The organism is Shewanella zhuhaiensis (assembly GCF_022484835.1).
In the GTDB taxonomy this organism is placed as follows: domain Bacteria; phylum Pseudomonadota; class Gammaproteobacteria; order Enterobacterales; family Shewanellaceae; genus Shewanella; species Shewanella khirikhana.
The window spans coordinates 766,016-786,454 of record NZ_JAKUDL010000001.1 but is presented as its reverse complement, the minus strand read 5'-3'; the positions used below and the strand labels follow the sequence as shown (position 1 = coordinate 786,454).

Below are 20,439 nucleotides of genomic sequence, written 5' to 3'. Positions count from 1 at the left end.
AGTTACCTCCCCTGTTGATCGACTTAAGACTCTTCGCCAAACCAACAGATGTTACGGGCAGCCATGATCAGCGCGCCGGCTTTTTCTTCTGTCAATTCTTCTATTTCGATCAAATCATCAATGCCTTGTTCGGCCAAATCTTCCAGAGTGACAACGCCACGGCTGGCCAGTACAAACGCCAGGTGACGCTCCATACCGTCAAGATTCAGCAGCTCTTCGCTCGGCTCAGCGCCGTCCAGGGCTTCTTCCGAGGCCAACGCACGGGTAGAGATAGCTGCTTTGGCACGCTCGCGCAGCGCTTCAACGATATCGTCGTCAAAGCCGTCGATGGCCAGCAGTTCAGCTACGGGTACGTAAGCCACTTCTTCCAGTGAGGTGAAGCCTTCATCGGCCAGCACCTGAGCAAAATCTTCATCTACGTCCAGTGACTCCATGAACAGGGTAACCACCTTGGCGCTTTCGGCCTGGTGCTTGGCGTTCATGTCTTCTACTGTCATTACGTTAAGTACCCAGCCGGTCAGCTGGGTTGCCAGACGCACGTTCTGACCATTACGGCCGATAGCCTGGGCCAGAGAGTCCGCTTCAACCGCGATGTCCATGGAGTGGTTGTCTTCATCAACGATGATAGAAGCCACATCGGCAGGCGCCATGGCGTTGATTACGAACTGGGCTGGGTTGTCGTCCCACAGCACGATATCCACACGCTCACCACCGAGCTCGTTAGAGACGGCTTGCACACGGGCACCACGCATACCGACACAGGCACCGATTGGGTCGATGCGGCGGTCGTTGGACTTCACGGCAATCTTGGCGCGGCTGCCTGGGTCACGGGCTGCACCCATAACCTCGATCATTTCGTCAGCAATTTCTGGCACTTCAACACGGAACAGCTCAATCAGCATTTCCGGCTTGGTGCGAGTCAGATACAACTGAGCGCCACGGGCCTCAGGGCGTACTGCATACAGCAGCGCGCGAACGCGGTCGCCTGGGCGGAAAGATTCACGGGCAATCAGGTCTTCCTTGTACAGCACGCCATCGGCGTTGTTGCCAAGGTCAACGATCACGCTGTCACGGTTGGACTTTTTAACCACACCTGTGATGATCTCGCCTTCTTTATCGTAAAACTGTTCAACTACCTGAGCACGCTCGGCTTCGCGCACTTTCTGCACGATAACCTGCTTGGCAGTTTGGGTAGTGATACGGTCGAATACCACGGACTCAATTTCGTCCTCGATAAACTCGCCAACCTGAATTTCAGGATCTTCATAGCGAGCGGCTTCGAGGGTAATTTCGCGGTAAGGGTTTTCCAGCGCTTCGCCGTTATCCTCTACCACCATCCAGCGGCGGAACGTTTCGTAGTCACCGGTCTTGCGATCGATGGCCACACGAACGTCGATATCACCTTCGTACTTTTTCTTGGTAGCCGTGGCCAGTGCGGTTTCCAGCGCCTCAAAAATCTTTTCACGCGGAACGGCTTTTTCATTTGAAACCGCTTCAGCGACCAGCAGAATCTCTTTATTCATCGTCTTGCCTCGTTCACCTTGAAACCATCAAAACTTCGCAATAATGTTGCCTTTGCGGATATTGTCCAGGGCAACGACCAACGCTTTGCCATCGACTTTGATGGTCAGCATCTGGCCGTCAACCGTGTCGATAACGCCTTTCAAATTCCGACTGCCTTCCACAGGCATGGTCAGTTGTACTTTCACATCTTCACCGATGTAACGGGCATACTGAGCCGCGTTGAACAACGGGCGGTCTAGCCCGGGTGAAGACACCTCAAGGGTGAATTCGTGAGAAATAGGATCTTCAACATCGAGGATCGCACTGATTTGGCGACTGGATTCGGCGCAGTCGTCCACGGAAATGCCCTTCTCGCTGTCGATATAAACGCGCAGGATAGAATGTTTACCCGCTTGCACGTATTCAATGCCCCACACCTCATAGCCCAAGGCTTCGACAGCCGGTGTCAGCATCTCTGCCAGTCTGGTTTCCAAAGTCGCCAAAGTGACCCCCAAAAAAACAAAAAAGGGCTATAAAGCCCCAGTACTGTACCGCAAACCTCGCGGCGGATCTGAAAGTCCATATAACAAAAAACCCCGTAATAACGAGGTCATTGCTTATAAGAACCTGTTTACAGTAGCGAATTCTTCCGTAAATTCGAAACTGGGAGCTGGTTGCGGGGGCCGGATTTGAACCGACGACCTTCGGGTTATGAGCCCGACGAGCTACCAAGCTGCTCCACCCCGCGTCAACTGCTGCAAGTATATTGACTTACGTCGTTCCTTGCAATGACTGATAGTCGCTTATGCTCTAACAGTCGTTTTTAAAATTGGTGCCGAGGGCGGGACTTGAACCCGCACGTCCGTTAGGACACAGCCACCTCAAGGCTGCGCGTCTACCAATTTCACCACCTCGGCTAATCTTGCTTTTTAGTCAGGAATTTTGGTCTCTGACTGTTCGGTTTTCTGAACTTCCTGAGCGGCAGGTTCAGAGCCGATGTTGTTCCATTTATCTTCCTGCTTCACGTGGTGTGCACTCAGGTTGCCAATGATCAGGCTCAGAGTGAAAAACGCCACTGCAAGGATGGCTGTGGAACGGGTCAAAAAGTTGCCTGAACCACTGGAACCAAACAGGGTACCCGATGCACCGGCGCCAAATGACGCGCCCATATCTGCCCCTTTACCTTGCTGGATGAGTACCAGGCCAATCAGACCCAGGGCAACCAACAAGTAAATAACTATCAGTACTTCGTACATATCATGCGCTCATTGCTATGGAACACAGGGTTAAAAACTCGGTTGAGTTTAAACTGGCTCCGCCAATCAGTCCACCATCAACATCAGGCTGGGCAAACAAATCTGCCGCATTGCTCGGCGTCACACTGCCGCCGTAGAGGATCCTGATGTTCTCGCCGATAAAGGGAGACACTTCAGAGAGCCTTCTGCGTATAAACGCATGCACTTCCTGGGCTTGCTCTGGTGTAGCGCTTTTGCCTGTGCCTACTGCCCAAAGTGGCTCGTAAGCGATAATGGCATTATCAAAAGCCATGGTGCCGTTCTTTTCGATCACCACATCCAGCTCTTCTGCAATCACCTCGAAGGTGCGTCTTGCTTCACGCGCTGGACCGGATTCACCAACACAAAGTATTGGGGTCAGTCCGTGCTTTTGAGCGGCGGCGAACTTCTCTGCGACTATGTCGCTGGTTTCACCATACATTCTTCGCCGCTCTGAATGTCCGACAATTACATATCGACATCCGGAATCTTTCAGCATCTGCCCGGATATTTCACCGGTGTAGGCACCAAAGTCATGTTGACTTAAGTTTTGAGCGCCCATTCGAACCAAGCAGCCGTTGAGGGCTTCTTTATTCGCTTCAAGCAGTTGCCTGACGCTTTCAAGGTAAATTGCTGGCGGACACATCACGACTTCCGCTGAATCATTTTGGAGCTTTACGGCTAACTTACTGAAGAGTTCCTGAGCCAGCTGAGCACTGCCATTCATCTTCCAGTTACCTGCTACCATTGGACGTCTGAGAGCCATCACCATCTCCTCTGAAAGCGGAGCGAATAATAGCGAACCGCGTTTTAAGTTACAACACCTATTTTCGACTTTTTGGCAAAAACAGGCTCGACTGTTGCTTTTTTATTCCAGCGAGCCTATTTTTGCTTAAAACGCGCGCTAAGCCACTAAAATTTATACATTAACGCTTTTACACCGCCGCTTTTACCGCATCGGCAATTGCATTGGCAATTGCATTGGCAAGACGGGTTACCGTGTCTTTGTGCTCACCTTCCACCATCACACGCAGCAGCGGCTCGGTGCCGGATTTACGCAGCAGCACCCGGCCGCGCTCACCAAGCTCACGCTCAACTTCGGCAACCTTGGCAGTCACGCTTTCAGCTTCCAGTGGATTCTTATCGCCTTCAAAGCGGACATTGACCAGAATTTGCGGGAACATCTTCAGATCATTAATCATCTCTTTCAGATCTTTACCGCTGCGACGCATCGCTGCCAGCACCAGGATGCCTGCCACAATGCCGTCACCCGTAGTGCCGTGGTCGAGATTGAGAATATGGCCAGAGTTTTCGCCGCCGATGCGCCAGCCATGTTCTTTCAGCAGTTCCATCACATAACGGTCGCCCACTTTGGAGCGGGCAAAAGGAATGCCTTCTTCTTTTAATGCCAGCTCCAAACCGAGGTTGGCCATTTGCGTGCCTACCACGCCACCTTTAAGAATGCCGCGCTCTTTGGCATCGCGGGCAAGGATATAAAGGATTTGGTCGCCATCGACAATCTCACCATCGCGGGTGACCATCATGATTCGGTCGCCGTCGCCATCCAGGGCAATCCCAAGATCGGCTTTAACTTCGAGTACCTTGTCACGGATGGCTGCCATGGAGGTAGCACCGCACTTGTCGTTGATGTTCATGCCGTTTGGCTCAATGCCTATGGCAACGACATCGGCGCCGAGTTCACGGAATACCGCCGGGGCAATGTGATAGGTAGCACCGTGGGCACAATCCACTACGATTTTAAGGCCACTCAGGGTCTGATCTGCGGGGAAGTTACCTTTGCAATATTCAATGTAACGGCCGCGGGCATCGTCGATGCGGGACACCTTGCCAAGGTGCTGGGACTCAGCACACTCCAGTGGCTTTTCAAGTTCAGCTTCAATTTGCAGTTCAATCTCATCGTCGAGCTTGCTGCCGTCAGTGGAGAAGAACTTGATGCCATTATCATAATAAGGATTGTGGGAAGCGCTGATCACCACCCCGGCTTCGGCGCGGAAGGTACGGGTAAGATAGGCTACTGCAGGCGTAGGCATTGGCCCCATCAGCAGCACATTCAATCCGGCGGATGAAAAACCCGCTTCCAGTGCCGACTCAAACATATAACCCGAAATGCGGGTGTCTTTACCAATAATCACCTTGCGGGTACCGGTACGGGCCAGAACCCTGCCGGCGGCCCAGCCCAGCTTCAGTGCCAGTTCAGGCGTCATCTGGCCTGAACCTACCTTGCCACGAATGCCATCGGTTCCAAAAAATTTACGTTGTGACACGCTCTACCCCATTTACTCTCAGGTCCTTGCAGGACTTCAACTTTCTTATGCTGTCACATCCTGTGTCACAGCTTGTCATAGGCTCCGGTTGCCTCGAGTACCTTAAGTACATCGACAGTCTCGGCAACATCGTGAACCCGAATGATATTGGCTCCCTGCTGGGCGGCCAGCATAGCGCCAGCCAGGCTGCCCGCGAGACGTGAGGTCGCATCGCGGCCAAGCAGATTGCCAAACATACTCTTGCGGGACAATCCCGCCAGTAACGGCAAGCCAAAGCGCTCAAAGGCTGCAAATCGGGCGAGCAGCTCATAATTGTGCGCCAGGGTTTTGCCGAATCCAAAACCAGGATCAAGGATAATCTGCGCCTGTGGGATCCCGGCGTCAACACAGGCGGCAATCCGATGTTCAAAAAACGAACACACATCATCAATCAGATTGTCATATTGTGGACTGTGCTGCATGGTGCGCGGCTGACCCTGCATGTGCATCAGGCACACTGGCAAGCCTGTGGCGGCCGCGGCGGCCAGAGCACCAGGCTCCTGCAACGCCCGCACATCATTAATCAGGTGGGCACCAGCCAGGGCAGCTTCGCGCATCACCTCGGCTTTGCTGGTATCCACGGACACCCACACATCGTGGGTGCGGGCTACATATTCGACCAGCGGAATGACTCGGCAAAGCTCCTCATCAAGCGACACCTCGGCGGCCCCCGGCCGAGTGGACTCGCCGCCGATGTCAATAATGACAGCGCCTTGTTGCACCAACTGATCGGCATGGTCGCAGGCCGACTCAATCGCGGCGAATCGACCGCCATCAGAGAAAGAGTCGGGGGTGACATTCAGGATGCCCATTACCACCGGGCGACTCAGGTCGAGGTTTTTGTCCCTAGCTGTAAGCGTGAACACGTGCTCTCCTCAAACAAGAAAACCCCGAGACCGGGGTTTTCTTTTATTACATCAATCCTGCGACAGCATCAGTGTTTGGTCACTGGCTCGTCGGGATTCAGGTCTGTCGGCTTGGCGGCTTCATCTTCTGAGGCAGCCTCAACACCTTTGTTGCCTTTATCGCCTTTGTCACCATTTTGCTCGTCTTTCTGCCAGTCGGCAGGCATACGCACTTCACGGCGCTCCATCAAATCTTCAATCTGACGGGAGTCGATAGTCTCGTACTTCATCAGCGCATCTTTCATGGCATGCAGGATGTCCATGTTATCAACCAATAGCTGATTGGCACGCTCATAGTTACGGTCGATGATGACTTTCACTTCGGCGTCGATAAGCGCAGCCGTTTCGTCGGACATGTGCTTAGCCTTGGCCATAGAGCGTCCGAGGAACACTTCGCCTTCTTCATCGGCATAGAGCAGCGGGCCAAGCTTGTCGGAGAAGCCCCACTGGGTCACCATGTTACGGGCGATAGAGGTGGCGTACTTGATGTCCTGAGAGGCACCGGTTGAGACCTGCTCGGTGCCGTAGATAAGCTCTTCGGCCAGACGACCACCGTAGGCAACCGAGATTTTACTCTCGAGTTTACGGCGACTCTGACTGACGGCATCGGCCTCAGGCAAGAAGAAGGTTACACCCAGCGCGCGGCCACGGGGAATAATGGTCACCTTGTGCACAGGGTCGTGCTCAGGTACCAGATAACCCACAATGGCGTGACCGGCTTCGTGGTAGGCGGTCATTTCCTTTTCGGCTTCCGACATCACCATGGAGCGGCGCTCAGCGCCCATCATGATTTTGTCTTTGGCACGCTCAAACTCTTCCATGCTTACCACGCGGCGGTTACCGCGGGCGGCAAAGAGGGCTGCTTCGTTAACCAGGTTGGCCAAATCGGCACCTGAGAAGCCTGGTGTACCACGGGCAATCACGCTCGCTTTTACGTCTTCTGCCAATGGCACTTTGCGCATGTGCACTTTCAGGATTTGCTCACGGCCACGTACGTCTGGCAGACCCACAACAACCTGACGGTCGAAACGACCAGGGCGCAACAGCGCCGCATCCAACACGTCTGGACGGTTGGTCGCGGCAATCACGATAATGCCTTCGTTACCTTCAAAGCCGTCCATCTCAACCAGCATCTGGTTCAGAGTCTGCTCACGCTCATCGTGACCACCACCGAGACCGGCGCCACGCTGACGGCCAACGGCATCGATTTCGTCGATAAAGATGATACAGGGCGCAGACTTCTTAGCCTGGTCGAACATGTCGCGCACGCGGGATGCACCCACACCGACGAACATTTCCACGAAGTCAGAACCGGAAATGGTAAAGAATGGCACCTTGGCTTCACCGGCAATGGCCTTGGCCAGCAGGGTTTTACCTGTACCTGGAGGACCTACCATCAGCACGCCTGTAGGAATGCGGCCGCCCAGTTTCTGGAACTTGGTTGGGTCACGCAGGTAGTCCACCATTTCCTTCACTTCTTCTTTGGCTTCATCACAGCCAGCGACGTCGGCGAAGGTGGTTTTAATCTGGTCTTCACTCATCAGCTTGGCTTTGCTTTTGCCAAAGGACATGGCGCCTTTGCCGCCACCGCCCTGCATCTGACGCATAAAGAAGATCCACACCCCAATCAGCAGCAGCATCGGGAACCAGGAGATGAAGATTTGCGTCAGGAAACTGGATTCCTGCGCTTCCTCGCCCTTCATGGTCACGCCTTTGCGATCGAGGTCGTTAATCAGATCCTGATCATACATGGGCATGATAGTAGTGAATTTTTCACCACTGCGTTTCTGCCCTTCGATAGTGCGTTGGTCGCTTTTGATTTCGACCGTGGCGATTTGGCCGGAACGAACATCGTCCAGGAAGGTGGAGTAATCCATCTTCTGCGATGACGAAGAAGAGGGGGAATAGCCCTGGAACACCGACATCAGCACAACGGCGATGACGACCCAGAGAATGAGATTTTTTGCCATATCACTCAAGTTAGTAGGCCTCTTTACAGTCTTGCGAAGCTAAGCCTCAGGGTACTACAACTTGTACCCTGTTGCCACCAGATAGACTTCACGGGAGCGCGCCCGCGATGAGTCCGGTTTACGTGTTTTGACGACCTTGAACGCCTCTTTGACCGCTTTCATGTATTCGTCAAAGCCCTCCCCCTGAAAGACTTTAACGGCAAAGCTGCCGTTGGGCGCCAATACCTGATGGCACATGTCCAGCGCCAGTTCCACCAGATACATGGCCCGGGGCTGATCAACACCACCAGTACCACTCATGTTCGGTGCCATATCAGACAGCACCACATCCACTTTATCATCGCCCACCCGTTCAAGGAGGGCTTCGAGTACCGCATCTTCACGGAAATCGCCCTGCAGGAAGTCTACCCCAACGATGGGATCCATCGGCAGAATATCACAGGCAACAACCTTGCCCCTATCACCCACAAGTTTGACAGCTACCTGGGACCAGCCACCGGGGGCTGCACCCAAATCCACCACTGTCATGCCGGGTTTAATCAGATGATCCTTTTCCTGCAGTTCTTCCAGTTTGAAAGCGGCGCGGGAACGTAAGCCCCGTTTTTGGGCCAATTTCACATAGTGATCATCGAAATGCTCCTGCATCCACCGGGTGGAGCTGGCAGAACGTTTTTTAGCTGTCATTAAAAATCCGCGACAAATGAGAGTTACACAAGGGCTATATAAGGGTAGAATACCCAACTTTCAACAGTAACTCAGCAAAAGTTGGTAGAAATGAACCTGACGACCAAACAGAAACAGCATCTCAAAGGACTGGCGCACGATTTAAAGCCGGTGGTGCTGCTCGGGGCCAATGGCCTGACCGAGGGAGTGCTGGCTGAAATCGACGGAGCCCTGAATCACCACGAACTTATCAAGGTGAAAGTGGCTACCAGCGATCGCGAAATGAAGCTCGCCATCGTTGACGCCATTGTACGTGAAACCCAGGCTGCCAAAGTACAGCTTATCGGTCACGTGCTGGTGCTGTATCGCCAGTCCGAAGAGCAAAAGATTGGCCTGCCAAAGGCGCGTTAATCTTTCGCCCTCTCGCGTGAGAGAATCAACAAAAAAGCCGCTGAAAAGCGGCTTTTTTGTTTGATAGCGGCAGCAATCAGATGTATTCCACTTCCACCACTTCGTAGGCAGTCACACCGGCCGGGGTCGTGATATTCACTTCATCCCCCAGGTTTTTGCCAATCAGACCACGGGCAATGGGCGAATTCACCGAAATCAGGTTTTCTTTGATATTGGCTTCATCGTCACCCACGATGCGGTAAGTCACTTCGGCATCAGTATCCAGGTTCAGAATGGTCACTGTGGTGCCAAAAATGATGCGGCCAGTGTTGGGCATCTTGGTCACATCGATGATTTGCGCGTTGGACAACTTGCCTTCGATATCACGGATGCGGGCTTCACAGATCCCCTGCTCTTCACGGGCAGCGTGATATTCGGCGTTTTCCTTAAGATCGCCAAGCTCCCTTGCCGCGGCAATGGCTTCAGTGATTTTAGGGCGACGGTCGAACTTCAAAAAGTCCAGTTCTTTACGGAGCTGCTCGGCTCCAACCACCGTCATAGGCACCTTATTCATAGTGTCTTTCGTCTCCTTAAAACAAAAGCAACCTGATGCCGGTATCAAACCAGCACAGGAAAACGATGCGTGAAATTGGCGCTAGTGTACCCTGAAATCCGTGCCCGATGCACGACAATTCCCCATGAAAAACGCCCCTTTCGGGGCCTATTTAAGGAGGGAAAAGTGTAAGCCTTACTTGCGAACGCCTTCCACCACCAGGTCCAGGGTTACCTGGGTCGAGGCGGGGCCCAAATCATAGTTAATGTTGTAGTCCTTAAGGGCAAAGCTGGTTGTGCCGGTAAAGCCTGCGCGGTATCCACCCCAGGGATCAGTGCCTTCACCCACGGCTACGGCGTCGATAACCAGCGGCTTGGTCACACCATTTAAGGTGAAGTTACCGCTGATTTGCAAATTGCCATCGGCGGCCGCTGTTACTGAGGTCGACTCAAACACAGCCTCACTGTATTTGCCTGCATTGATAAAGTCGGCACTCTTTAGGTGTTTGTCACGCTCGGCGTGGTTCGAGTCCAGACTCTGGGTGTTCACCTTCACCTTTACTTTAGCGGTTTCAGGGGATTTGGCGTCAAAGCTGAATTCACCGCCAAAATCATTGAAGCGCCCTACAACAAAGCTGTAACCCAGGTGATTCACTTTAAAATGGATAGACGCGTGGGCGCCCTGGCTGTCAATCACATAGTCAGCGGCAAAGGCCGGGGCGGCCATCACGGTGCTGGCGAGCAGAGCAGAGATCAGTGTCTTTTTCATGGTTAAGCTTCCTTTTGCGGTCTTAAAATACGTAATAAGGTGGTGTCTTTATCAATCAGGTGGTGTTTGAGGGCCGCCAGCGCATGCAGAGCCACCAGGCCAATCAACGACCAGGCGAGCAGTGCATGTACATCCCCGGCAATATCTTCCTGCCCCTCAAAGGTCACCAAAGCCGGAACAGACACCAGACCAAACACATCCAGCGGCCTGCCATCGGCGGTGGAAATCAAATAGCCACTGAACACCAGTGCCAGCGGCAACAGGTAAAGCAGTAAATGAGTAAACTTGGCGGCGATCTGTTCAAGTGCGCTGCCGAATGCTTTTGGAGAAGTACTTGTTACTCGTACGGCCAGTCGCAGCAACAAGAGTAAAAACATCAGAACGCCGAGGCCCTTGTGCCAAAAAGGCGCTGTCTTGTACCAAGGGCTGTAATAGGTGAGTTCCACCATCCACAGGCCCAGCGCAAACAGCCCCAGTATCAGCAGTGCCATTAGCCAGTGAATACCTATGGCAAACCAGCCATATCCGGAAGAACGATTTCGCCACATATGATCACCAAAACGAGTTAACGAGAATGGTTATCATCTTAAGGCGTGCATTGAAAAAGAAAATCGCTAAAAATCGCCAATACGGTTCGATTTTTTAGAAAAATGAAGCAAACAGCACCGAAAACAGCATTGATGGGCCAGGTAAACATTGAGCTTTAGGAGGTATATGGCCGCCAACCCAGCCAATTTGCTGGTTAAATCGGCAGAAAAGCCCCATTTCACGGCACTTTGGTGAATAACTGGCCAGACGCACAAAAACTGCGGAAAAAGCGCTTGCAGGAAAAAAATGACCGCTATATTATACGCGCACTCCAGACGAGACGGGCACAACAACCCGGTCTGAAGTAGACGACTAACACTCAATTTAGTTGCCCGAATAGCTCAGTTGGTAGAGCAGCGGATTGAAAATCCGCGTGTCCCTGGTTCGATTCCGGGTTCGGGCACCACCTTTCAGGCCGGCATAGCTCAGTTGGTAGAGCAACTGACTTGTAATCAGTAGGTCCCGAGTTCGACTCTTGGTGCCGGCACCAAAAAAAGTAGTAGAAGCCACTCAAACGAGTGGCTTTTTTCGTTTTGATACATCTCTTTGCCCGCCCCTTCCTGAAACCTTTGCTTAGACCATGATGATTCATTCAAATCATCGAGAGCTGGATGAGTTGCAGGCATGAATTTCAAGCACAAAGTTTCAGGCACAAAAAAAGGAGGCCTAAGCCTCCTTTCTTATCTGCATCAACACATCGGACTGTTACTTCCAGCTGCGCATCTTATGGCCTTTTACGGCATAGAACAGGATAAACAGATAGCATGGCAGCATGACCATATAGCCACCTTGCTGGCCAAGCGACGATGCCTGGCTGGTCAATCCCCAGAACAGTGGACCGAAAGCACCACCGGCAATACCCATCACCAACAGCGCCGAGCCTGTGCTGGTCAACTTGCCCATACCAGACAGCGCCAGAGGCCATACAGCCGGCCATACAATAGCGTTAGCCAAACCGAGGAAGGCAATTAGCAGCAGGGTGTCTGGCAGCATGGCACCACCGAAAGGCACCAATACCGCATTGGCAATCGCATAGGAGTTGTTGTCACCAAACAGGATCCCCAGTGTCAGCAATATCCCCAGAATCGCAGAGATCATCAGCGCGGTTGGCTGAGAAATAAAGCGAGGAATAGTCAGGATACCCAGGGTGTAACCCAGCACCATACAAACCATGGTGTAAGACGTCATCACACCGTAGTTTTCAACGCCCAGAGAGAGCGCGAAGGTACCAATGGTGTCACCGGCAATGACTTCCACGGCAACGTAGAAAAACAGTGCTACCACACCCAGAGCCAGATTTGGATGAGACAGGGCTTCACGGATCTGACCTTTGTTGTGCTCTTCGTCCTGCTCTTCACTTTCGAGTTCTGGCAGCGGAGATTTCTTGACCAAAATGGCAAGGAAACCGATAAACAAAGCCATGCCCAGATAAGGGATCACCAGGCCGTTGGCCATTTCATCGATTTGAGCGGCACTAAGTTCGGTACCCACGCGGTCTTTAAACGAGTCCAGGATCAGCGCGGTAAACACCAAAGGTGCAATAACGCCAGCGCCTTTATTCAAAATACCCATCACACTGACGCGGGCCGCAGCAGACTCTTCGGGGCCAATGCGCACCACATAAGGGTTAACAGCAGTTTGCAGTAAGGTTTGGCCTGCGCCCATCACCAGCTGAGCAAACAGGAACAGTCCGAATATTTGCGTTTTGGCCGCTGGAATAAACAGCAACCCGGCGATCATCATGATCCCCATCCCCATCGCCATACCGGTTTTGTAACCCACTTTACGGATCACCCACGCGGAAGGCAGTGCGGTAAAGGTCACGGCAATATAAAAGGAGAACAGAATGAGTGAAGCCTGGAACGGGGTCAGTTGAAGGATCTGCTTAAGGTACGGCATCAAAGAGCCATTTAACCAGGTGGCAAACCCAAGAATGAAAAATAGCCCCGCGACAATCGCCATCGGGATAACGCTGCTACGTTTACTTTCACTTTTAAGAGTCATTTCCATAAGCCTGCTTTCTTATAGTAATTAATGTTCTGACATCAGGCTGGCTGACATCGGCTGACCAGTCGGTTTATCCCGCTCCTTAGGGTTTGAAGCCTGGAAAACCGGATTTCTCCATCAATGTTTAACTGATGTTAAATCACAACACCCAAAAAGACAACGCTGTCATTTTATTAAAATGCGATTAACAAGGCCGCCTGAGGCGCCCCAGAGCGCCGGCAGGCTAACACCCCTGACTTAAATCCGGATGAATATGCCTTTGCGGTACATCCAGTAAAGCAGCGCCCACTGCACCAGCAAAAAGCCGATGGCTGCCGCCAACGCCTGAGCAGGCAGAGGTAACACATTGATAAGTCCACCAAAGAGGCTCTTACTGAGGTAATCCCAGCTCATCAGGCTGGACGCCAGATAAATAATGATGGAGTTCACCCCAATCACCACAAAGGGGAATGCCAGTCGTTTGGCACCGAGCAAATCCACCACCACATAAAAGAGAGCGAGGAACAACAAGCTCCAGCCGGTGGTCACCAGTACAAAGCTTGAGGTCCACAAATCTTTGTTCACCGGCAATAGCGGATTAAGCCCCCAACCGAGCACCAGTGCCAACACCCCTGCCCCAGCCAAAATCCCCGCCTTGGCCCAGTCGCCCTTGGGGTGCGGCTTCACAATAAAGCGGCCAACGAATACGCCCATCAGCGCATTCACTATGGCAGGCAAAGTGGAAAGAATGCCTTCTGGATCGTAAGGACGGTGTTGATAGGTGATCCCCGGCAGAAAATGGGTATCCACCCAGGCATTAATCGAGCCTTCGGGGGTCAGCACCCCAGCCTGACCGCCCGGTACCGGCAGCCACAACTGAATCGCTGCGTAGCCAAGTAAAATCGTCACGGCCGCCACTATCTGAGTGCGAAGACTGGTGTGCCATACCAAAAGCGCGGCAAAGAACCAGGCAAAGGCGATGCGACCCAGCACACTGGCATAGCGCACCTCTTCTGGATGAGCCGGAATACCAGCACCCCAGCCATGGTTATAAAGCACGCCCAGGGCCAACAGCAGAAACAGGCGCTTAACCGCATGGCGATAAATGGGATTGCGCTCAGCTGGCGGCAACTTATCGAGACGTTTGGGCGACAGCCCCAAAGCTACACCGGAGAGGAAAATAAACAGCGGGAAAATCAAATCGTAGAAGGTAAAGCCATGCCACTGACTGTGGTGCATTTCGGCATCGGCAAGCTGCCAGAACGACCAACCAGTGAGAGCGAAGAGTGCAATAAACAGCTTCTCTCCACCCAGAATCCAGAACATATCGAAGCCCCTCAAGGCATCGAGTGACATTAACCTCGGCTTGCCGGCCTTGGTCTGTGTTACTTGCATCTTTTTATCCTTTGTTTTTGTTATGTTTTTTATTTTTCAGTTTGTTGCAGATAAAAACAGGCCCCGGAGGAGCTTACTCCGCCAGGGCCGGTAGTCGTCAAGTGTGGATCACAGACCAAACACCTGCTTGCCGCCAATCCAGGTACCACGGCAACGGCCGTTTTCATCGAGCAGTACCATATCGGCTTGCTTACCGACAGCCAGGGTCCCCACCCGGTTGTCGATGCCAAGGAACGCGGCAGGATAGAGTGACGCCATGCGAATGGCTTCCGCCTGCGGCAGCCCCAACATGTCGACAGTATTTTGCACCGCACCGGCCATGTCCAGCACGCAGCCGGCCAGCTCTCCGGTCAGGGCATTGAGCTTGTCGCCCTGACGCACCACCTGGATACCAAACAGCTCAAAGCTGGCGTTCTCGTCCATGCCAACGGGCGGCATGGCATCGGTCACCAACATCACCTTACCGCGGGGCTTGGCTTTGATGGCAATACGGGCCGCCGCTGAATGCACGTGGTGACCATCAACAATCAAACCACACCAGGCATCATCGCTGTCGATGGCAGCGCCAACCACGCCTGGCTCACGGGAAGTGAGTGCCGACATGGCATTATAAAGGTGAGTGAAACCGCTGGCACCTGCTTCGAGCGCTGCGACAGTGGTGGCGTAATCCGCATTGGAGTGACCCAAACACACCTTCACTCCGGCCTCGACCAGCGCGCGGATCACTTCGGGTGACACATTCTCAGGTGCCAGAGTTACCACCTTGAGCCCCAGATCCTGACGGGCAAAAATCTCCAGCTCGCGATCGCCGATGCGGCGAATGTGCGACTCGGGATGCACACCTTTTTTAGGTACCGACAGATGCGGCCCTTCAAAGTGAACCCCAAGCACGCCGGTGGAGCCTTTGGCGATAGCCGCTGCTGCCGCATCGGCGGCGCGGGCCATGGTCTCAACCCCATCGGTGATTAGCGTCGGCAAATACCCTGTGGTACCAAAGCGAGCATGGGCGGCGCCTATGGCTTCAATAGCGGCCACAGTTGGGGTGTCGTTAAAGAGCACACCGCCGCCACCATTGACCTGCACATCGATAAAACCAGGCACCAGGGTGCCCTGCAATTTCACCTCGGCGCTGCCAGCTACGGTGTCGAGGGCCAGCACCTGGCCATCTTCCACAGTTACAGGCACATTGTGGTGAAACTGCTCGCCATCAAACAGGCGCTCGGCGATAAGGGTCGTTTTCATGCGCGCTCCGGGCAATAAATTACAGGGTCTGGGTAACCTTTTTCAGGCCTGCCGGTGCATCCGGGTCAATGCCACGGGCAACGGCTACGGCGGCCACATCAATGTAGAAGCGTTGCAGCAGTGCAAGTGGCGCCACCCGTGGATGGATGTCGGTGGAGGTTTGGTTCAGGTGAACCAAATCGGCACCGCGGCTGCTGACGTTCTCAATCTGCTCGATGTGGCTGGCATAAGACTCATCGCCCACGCACACATCCACAATGGTCAGCTTCTTCTCAACCAGGGTCACAGGACCGTGGAGGAATTCGGCGCTGGAAAAGGCTTCAGCGTGGATAGAGCAGACTTCTTTAAGCTTCAGAGCAATCTCTTTGGAGACGGCATAGCCGAGGCCACGGCCCAGTACCACCAGGTTACGCACGGCGCCAATGCCTTCGGCAGTGAGCTGAGGCTCGGCATTTACAGCGGCTTCCAGCGCGGCAGGCATGGTCTCAACGGCCTTGGCCAGTGACTCACTCTGGGTCCAGGCTGCAGCCAGTTGGATAAGCGCAGACAGGGTGCACAGGTAGCTCTTGGTGGCAGCAACGGCTTTTTCTTCATCGGCGCGCAGTGGCAGAACAACATCTACTATGTCTTTGATAGGCGCAGACTCATCGTTCACCAAGGCCACACAGAAGGCACCGGCGTTTTTGGCCATACGGGCCTGGGCAAGAATATCAGGGCTACGACCGGACTGGGAGATCACGATCACCAGCGCACCATCGAGTTTCAGCGACTTACCGTACACGCTGGCAACAGAAGGGGCCGCGGCAAAGGTAGGCACACCGGTTTCGATTTCAAACAGGTACTTTCCGAACACGCCGGCGTGATCGGAGCTGCCACGACCCACTATCATCACGAAGCGGGGGTTCAGTTCCCGCAGCTTGGCGCCGAGCTCGGCAGTGATCTGAGCGTTGGCAGCCAGCTGGGCCGCAATTTTGGCGGGAGCCGTACGGGCTTCCTGCTCCATGATGGTATTGGTCATCTGTGTCACCTTAAGTCTGGAAATAGTGGGTAAAGTCAGCCGCCTCAGGCCGCTGACTGTTTTGTATGTTGTTGAATAGCAAAGAGCACTGCGCCCATTTCCGGGGCAGCCAATGTAGGTTCAAGCCGTGCGGTTACATCCTTATCCAGCCACTTGGCCAGGGGCTCGGCCAAACCACCAATCATGGAGAAGCGGCTTGGGTTCAGGGCAAACAGCTTGCGCGCCATTTCACTGATATAGGCGGCACCTTCCTGCATGATGGCCTTGGCCACCTCATCGCCTTCGTCGGCAGCGGCCAGCACTTCGCGGGCAAGTTTGGCGTAGCAGCTCGATGAGCGGCCAGCCAGGTTCTCAACAATGCCCAGAGCATCGTTTACGCCCAGGTTGGCAAACAGACGTTCGGTCAGCGCACTGGGTTTGGCAAACCCGTCGAGGTGCAACAGCACATGCTCGGCGGCACGCAGTCCCATCCAGGCGCCACTGCCTTTATCGCCAAGGGCAAATCCATGGCCACCCAGGCTCAGGCTGTCATCACCCACATGCACATAGCCGCACGAGCCGGTGCCAGTAATAATCACAGCGCCATCGGCGCCCTGATGAGCACCAATACAGGCAGTATGCAGATCGGAAGTGACATACATGGCCTTGAAGGGATGCTGCCAGCCCTGCACATCGGCAAGCAGTCTTGGCACATTCACACCGGCAAGCCCGAGACCGGCCACCAGCGAACCTGCATCCCTGAGGCTCAGGCCCGCATCTTTGAGCGCCAACTCAGTAGATGCCAAAATCGACTCAAAGGTCTGCTCCAGACCAAACAAAGGGTTGGCTCGCCCGGCAACACCTGTGCCCAGCACCTCGAGTCTGTGGTTATACAGGGTAGCGCGGCATTTGCTGCCACCGCCATCTACACCCAGATACAACTGCCCTTCCAGGGTTTGGTCAAAAGCCATGAGTTCCTCTTTGCACATTTGGATTTGGCGTGGATCCGTTGTCCACGGCCTATGCATTTTTCAAGTTAACCCCATGTTACAGCAAAAATGACAGCGTTGTCATTTGTTTTTTGAACAGGGGAAGAATTCTGTGTTCACCCCGCGGGAAGCCCGCGTAAACCGTCAAACTGACACTAAAAAGAGGTCTGATTTTCATAGGAAAAAATCAGACCTCTGTTGTTACAGCCTGGTTACTTCACTTCGAGGGTGCGGCCCTTGCGAGTTCCATCTGCCGCCACACCACGTACTTCAACCGGCAATTTGGTTACCGCAACCGGCCCCTGATAAGACTGCCAATTGCCACCGGCCTCGCGGTATTCAATACCCAAACCCGGGAAGGCGATATTGGCCGACAGCTTGCCATCTTCAATCCGGGCGCCAACTGTGGGTACACGGTAGTGCACACCGGCCAAATCCAGCTTAGCCAGCTCTTTATAGCCAAGGGTGTTGGCCATCTGCTGCCAATCGGCGGCCTGCAGCGCACGGGCTTCGGCGCTGAAAGTACCACTGCTCTGGTTATAGAGCGCGCCTTCATGGTTGTAGGGCACTTCCCAACCCGGCTTGTGCCAGGCACGCTCCGCCAACATCAGCAGGCGCGGGAAAATCATGTACTGGGCCTGCTCGTCACTGCGAATGGTCTCGCTCCACAGCTGGCCCTGCACGCCATAGAAGGCCTTACCAGGCTGCATAGGCTCGCTGATAACCTTGCCCGCCTCATCCAGCTGCTTTGTGTCGTCGGCGTCGAAGGGGTTGTTCTCGATATCCAGCCACTGTTCGGCATTGGCCGGCAGGTTACCCGGCATAAAGCCGAAAACCTTTTGGCTGTTGGTGGCGCGGCTCGCCCAGTAGTAGCCATGCTCCTTCGGATCGGCCTCGTACGGGAAATCGAAATACAGCACCTCAGGGTTAGACAGTACGACTTCCCAGCCGAGGTTAGCCTGCTTGTGGGCACGCTGATGACCTTTGTGAGCGACCACATCCCAGATGTTGCTCTGGTTCATGGCAGGCATTTTTTCCGGGCGGGTGTGGCTCATGCCATCACTCCAACCAGCAGGCTCAATGCCCTTGTCGTGCAGCATGTTGGCCACCCGCTCGATAAAGTAAGCACCCAGCTCACTCTTGTCCGTCACGCCCTTGTCGTTATTGGCAATAAAGGCTTCACACTTAGGCGACTCAAGCCAGGCACCGGCGGTTTCATCGGCGCCAATGTGATAACGGGTCAGTGGCTGACCGGCTTCTTTGTGGAGCTTGGCAATTTCATCAATCACCTTGTCAACAAAGTGGTACGTCGACTCGATACACACGTTGAGGGTGTTGTCGTCGTAATACTGAATAGAGCTGTAAACCGTCTTATCTTCCGGATCGATAAGGCGATATTCCTCGGCGCCCTTGATATCGCCCACCTCGGCGAGGCGGCGGTATCTGGCCTCCATGGCTTTAACCGCAGCGCGGCTGTGGCCGGGCATGTCCATCGACGGGATCACCTGAATTTGTCTGGCGGAGGCGTATTTCAGGATCTCAATATAGTCAGCCTTGCTGTAGAAACCATTGACCTTCACATCGGCATCCGGACCACTGCCAAGCTGCGGCAACAGACAGGTGTCTTCAGCAAGGTCATGACAACGTTTGCTGCCAATCTCAGTCAACTCCGGCAGACCATCAATCTCAAGGCGCCAGCCCTCATCGTCACCCATGTGCAGGTGCAACTTGTTGAGCTTATAGGCCGCCATCTGGTCAAGCAGGCTTAGCATAAACTCTTTGGAGTGGAAGTTACGGGACACATCCACGTGCATGCCGCGAAAGCCGTACCTTGGCGCATCTGTGATGGTTTGCGCGCTGATAACCGGCTTACCTGGCTGCACAAGCGCCGCCAGTGACGACAGACCATAGGCAAAGCCTGCATCGGTGGCGGCTTTAATCTCGGCGCCCTCTGGGCGAATAAGGAGCTTATAAGCTTCATCACCAAGTGAGTCATCACTTACCAGCTTAAGCTTGGCACCATTCGCAGCCTCCTCAATACCCAGACGGGTAAGACGCGCCAGCGCAGCATCAATGGCGGCTTTATCCAGTCCCTGTGGCAGTTCAACGGCAATACCGCCAGACAAGTCCAGCGTGCCAAGGCCCGCTTCCAGGGTTTGCGACAAAGGCGCAGGCACTATACGCTGGGCCGCCGCGGCAGGGTCAGCTACAAGCGACTGATTCGCCTCAAACAGCACTGGCGCCGTTGCCCATGGCAGCTTGTCGTTGTCGGTACGACGATACTGCTTGTCGGCATCGGTAAAGGCTTCAACGTAAGGGCGCAGCTCAAGACCGGTTTCCGCCTCGACCGCGAGCCTGGTGCTGGCAATTACCACCGGCTTAAGTCCTGGCGCGGTAATGTAATAATTGGGCATGGCATCGGTTTCAGACAGCTGCCACAGCTCGCCGCGAAACGCCAGGGTCTGACTCTGGTTAGCCTTGAATCCGCCGAAACTCCCGGTTGGCTTGATGCGATGCAAATCGCCTTTAACATGCTCAATCACAAAGTCTGTGCTTTGCACCGACTGCACCGGGCGCATCTGGCTGTAATAGATTTCAAAATCGCGACCGTCGAAGTCGATGGGCGATGTCAGCACAATTTCGGCCTGAAAGCAGCGGCCTTCACCGGCGTCTTTTTTGCACTGTTCATCGGGTCTGTTGGTGATCACCCGATATTTCACGTCCAGCCCATCTGCGAAGGCCTGCAAACTGGCCTGGCTAAGCACCGAAGGCTCGGCGGCAACGGCAGCGGGCTCGACCGGGGCTTGTGAGCACCCACTGACACCGAGGGCGAGAAGAATCGCAGATGCGGCTAAGGAAAATTTCATTGTTGTCCTCATTTTTCCTGTTTTT

General features: G+C 54.0%; 18 protein-coding genes and 4 tRNA genes. 3 read left to right on the top strand and 19 right to left on the bottom strand.

Annotated features, from left to right (window positions below):
- Positions 1-23: 23 nt before the first annotated feature.
- The 10 genes from nusA to rlmE all read right to left on the bottom strand — a co-directional run bounded on the left by nusA (position 24) and on the right by rlmE (position 8,660).
- Positions 24-1,523 carry a transcription termination factor NusA gene (gene nusA / locus MJ923_RS03420; protein WP_126166090.1) on the bottom strand — a complete coding sequence of 500 codons (1,500 nt, stop codon included), beginning with the start codon at positions 1,521-1,523 and terminating at the stop codon, positions 24-26.
- Positions 1,524-1,550: 27 nt separating this feature from the next.
- Positions 1,551-2,006 carry a ribosome maturation factor RimP gene (gene rimP, locus MJ923_RS03415; RefSeq protein ID WP_126166089.1) on the bottom strand — a complete coding sequence of 152 codons (456 nt, stop codon included), beginning with the start codon at positions 2,004-2,006 and terminating at the stop codon, positions 1,551-1,553.
- Positions 2,007-2,174: 168 nt separating this feature from the next.
- Positions 2,175-2,251 (bottom strand) — tRNA-Met (locus tag MJ923_RS03410).
- A gap of 82 nt (positions 2,252-2,333) precedes the next feature.
- Positions 2,334-2,420, bottom strand: a tRNA-Leu gene (locus MJ923_RS03405).
- 12 nt (positions 2,421-2,432) lie between these two features.
- Entirely contained in the window at positions 2,433-2,759 is a 327-nt protein-coding gene (secG, locus tag MJ923_RS03400; RefSeq protein ID WP_240589904.1) for a preprotein translocase subunit SecG, read from the bottom strand.
- 1 nt (position 2,760) lies between these two features.
- A complete protein-coding gene (gene tpiA, locus MJ923_RS03395; RefSeq protein WP_240589903.1) occupies positions 2,761-3,543 on the bottom strand; it encodes a triose-phosphate isomerase in 783 nt (260 codons plus the stop codon).
- A gap of 169 nt (positions 3,544-3,712) precedes the next feature.
- A complete protein-coding gene (glmM, locus tag MJ923_RS03390) occupies positions 3,713-5,062 on the bottom strand; it encodes a phosphoglucosamine mutase (protein ID WP_240589902.1) in 1,350 nt (449 codons plus the stop codon).
- 65 nt (positions 5,063-5,127) lie between these two features.
- On the bottom strand, positions 5,128-5,967 hold the full coding sequence (folP, locus tag MJ923_RS03385) for a dihydropteroate synthase (RefSeq protein WP_240589901.1): 840 nt from the start codon (positions 5,965-5,967) through the stop codon (positions 5,128-5,130).
- Between the two features lie 68 nt (positions 5,968-6,035).
- Positions 6,036-7,985 carry an ATP-dependent zinc metalloprotease FtsH gene (ftsH, locus tag MJ923_RS03380; RefSeq protein ID WP_126166084.1) on the bottom strand — a complete coding sequence of 650 codons (1,950 nt, stop codon included), beginning with the start codon at positions 7,983-7,985 and terminating at the stop codon, positions 6,036-6,038.
- A gap of 45 nt (positions 7,986-8,030) precedes the next feature.
- Entirely contained in the window at positions 8,031-8,660 is a 630-nt protein-coding gene (gene rlmE, locus MJ923_RS03375; RefSeq protein ID WP_126166083.1) for a 23S rRNA (uridine(2552)-2'-O)-methyltransferase RlmE, read from the bottom strand.
- A gap of 90 nt (positions 8,661-8,750) precedes the next feature.
- Here rlmE and yhbY point away from each other — a divergent pair, with 90 nt between their 5' ends.
- The gene (gene yhbY, locus MJ923_RS03370; protein WP_126166082.1) at positions 8,751-9,050 is read left to right on the top strand and encodes a ribosome assembly RNA-binding protein YhbY; all 300 of its coding nucleotides are present in this window, start codon (positions 8,751-8,753) and stop codon (positions 9,048-9,050) included.
- 76 nt (positions 9,051-9,126) lie between these two features.
- On the opposite strand, the gene greA is transcribed toward yhbY, so the two are convergent.
- The 3 genes from greA to MJ923_RS03355 all read right to left on the bottom strand — a co-directional run bounded on the left by greA (position 9,127) and on the right by MJ923_RS03355 (position 10,898).
- A complete protein-coding gene (greA, locus tag MJ923_RS03365; protein ID WP_126166081.1) occupies positions 9,127-9,603 on the bottom strand; it encodes a transcription elongation factor GreA in 477 nt (158 codons plus the stop codon).
- Between the two features lie 174 nt (positions 9,604-9,777).
- Entirely contained in the window at positions 9,778-10,350 is a 573-nt protein-coding gene (locus MJ923_RS03360) for a YceI family protein (RefSeq protein WP_240589900.1), read from the bottom strand.
- 2 nt (positions 10,351-10,352) lie between these two features.
- Complete coding sequence (locus MJ923_RS03355; protein ID WP_240589899.1) at positions 10,353-10,898, bottom strand: cytochrome b; 546 nt, start codon at positions 10,896-10,898, stop codon at positions 10,353-10,355.
- Positions 10,899-11,268: 370 nt separating this feature from the next.
- On the opposite strand from MJ923_RS03355, the gene MJ923_RS03350 reads away from it, so the two are divergent.
- Positions 11,269-11,344 (top strand) — tRNA-Phe (locus MJ923_RS03350).
- Positions 11,345-11,352: 8 nt separating this feature from the next.
- Positions 11,353-11,428 (top strand) — tRNA-Thr (locus tag MJ923_RS03345).
- 215 nt (positions 11,429-11,643) lie between these two features.
- On the opposite strand, the gene nagP is transcribed toward MJ923_RS03345, so the two are convergent.
- From nagP to MJ923_RS03315, 6 genes are all read right to left on the bottom strand, one after another.
- A complete protein-coding gene (gene nagP / locus MJ923_RS03340; RefSeq protein WP_240589898.1) occupies positions 11,644-12,948 on the bottom strand; it encodes an N-acetylglucosamine MFS transporter NagP in 1,305 nt (434 codons plus the stop codon).
- A gap of 234 nt (positions 12,949-13,182) precedes the next feature.
- A complete protein-coding gene (nagX, locus tag MJ923_RS03335) occupies positions 13,183-14,319 on the bottom strand; it encodes a transmembrane glucosamine N-acetyltransferase NagX (RefSeq protein WP_240589897.1) in 1,137 nt (378 codons plus the stop codon).
- A gap of 108 nt (positions 14,320-14,427) precedes the next feature.
- Entirely contained in the window at positions 14,428-15,561 is a 1,134-nt protein-coding gene (gene nagA, locus MJ923_RS03330) for an N-acetylglucosamine-6-phosphate deacetylase (protein WP_240589896.1), read from the bottom strand.
- Positions 15,562-15,580: 19 nt separating this feature from the next.
- Positions 15,581-16,579: a glucosamine-6-phosphate deaminase NagB-II gene (gene nagB-II / locus MJ923_RS03325; protein ID WP_240589895.1), complete on the bottom strand. Its 999-nt coding sequence runs from the start codon at positions 16,577-16,579 to the stop codon at positions 15,581-15,583.
- A 44-nt stretch (positions 16,580-16,623) separates the two neighbouring features.
- The gene (gene nagK / locus MJ923_RS03320; protein WP_240589894.1) at positions 16,624-17,529 is read right to left on the bottom strand and encodes an N-acetylglucosamine kinase; all 906 of its coding nucleotides are present in this window, start codon (positions 17,527-17,529) and stop codon (positions 16,624-16,626) included.
- Between the two features lie 230 nt (positions 17,530-17,759).
- The gene (locus MJ923_RS03315; RefSeq protein ID WP_240589893.1) at positions 17,760-20,414 is read right to left on the bottom strand and encodes a family 20 glycosylhydrolase; all 2,655 of its coding nucleotides are present in this window, start codon (positions 20,412-20,414) and stop codon (positions 17,760-17,762) included.
- Between the last annotated feature and the right edge of the window lie 25 nt (positions 20,415-20,439).

Bases quoted from the DNA above. Each gene is read 5' to 3' on its own strand.
- rlmE (WP_126166083.1), bottom strand. From the start codon at position 8,660: ATGACAGCTAAAAAACGTTCTGCCAGCTCCACCCGGTGGATGCAGGAG.
- tpiA (WP_240589903.1), bottom strand. From the start codon at position 3,543: ATGGCTCTCAGACGTCCAATGGTAGCAGGTAACTGGAAGATGAATGGC.
- MJ923_RS03315 (WP_240589893.1), bottom strand. From the start codon at position 20,414: ATGAAATTTTCCTTAGCCGCATCTGCGATTCTTCTCGCCCTCGGTGTC.
- nagP (WP_240589898.1), bottom strand. From the start codon at position 12,948: ATGGAAATGACTCTTAAAAGTGAAAGTAAACGTAGCAGCGTTATCCCG.
- MJ923_RS03360 (WP_240589900.1), bottom strand. From the start codon at position 10,350: ATGAAAAAGACACTGATCTCTGCTCTGCTCGCCAGCACCGTGATGGCC.
- yhbY (WP_126166082.1), top strand. From the start codon at position 8,751: ATGAACCTGACGACCAAACAGAAACAGCATCTCAAAGGACTGGCGCAC.
- nagB-II (WP_240589895.1), bottom strand. From the start codon at position 16,579: ATGACCAATACCATCATGGAGCAGGAAGCCCGTACGGCTCCCGCCAAA.
- nagK (WP_240589894.1), bottom strand. From the start codon at position 17,529: ATGGCTTTTGACCAAACCCTGGAAGGGCAGTTGTATCTGGGTGTAGAT.
- greA (WP_126166081.1), bottom strand. From the start codon at position 9,603: ATGAATAAGGTGCCTATGACGGTGGTTGGAGCCGAGCAGCTCCGTAAA.
- nagX (WP_240589897.1), bottom strand. From the start codon at position 14,319: ATGCAAGTAACACAGACCAAGGCCGGCAAGCCGAGGTTAATGTCACTC.
- secG (WP_240589904.1), bottom strand. From the start codon at position 2,759: ATGTACGAAGTACTGATAGTTATTTACTTGTTGGTTGCCCTGGGTCTG.
- nusA (WP_126166090.1), bottom strand. From the start codon at position 1,523: ATGAATAAAGAGATTCTGCTGGTCGCTGAAGCGGTTTCAAATGAAAAA.
- MJ923_RS03355 (WP_240589899.1), bottom strand. From the start codon at position 10,898: ATGTGGCGAAATCGTTCTTCCGGATATGGCTGGTTTGCCATAGGTATT.
- nagA (WP_240589896.1), bottom strand. From the start codon at position 15,561: ATGAAAACGACCCTTATCGCCGAGCGCCTGTTTGATGGCGAGCAGTTT.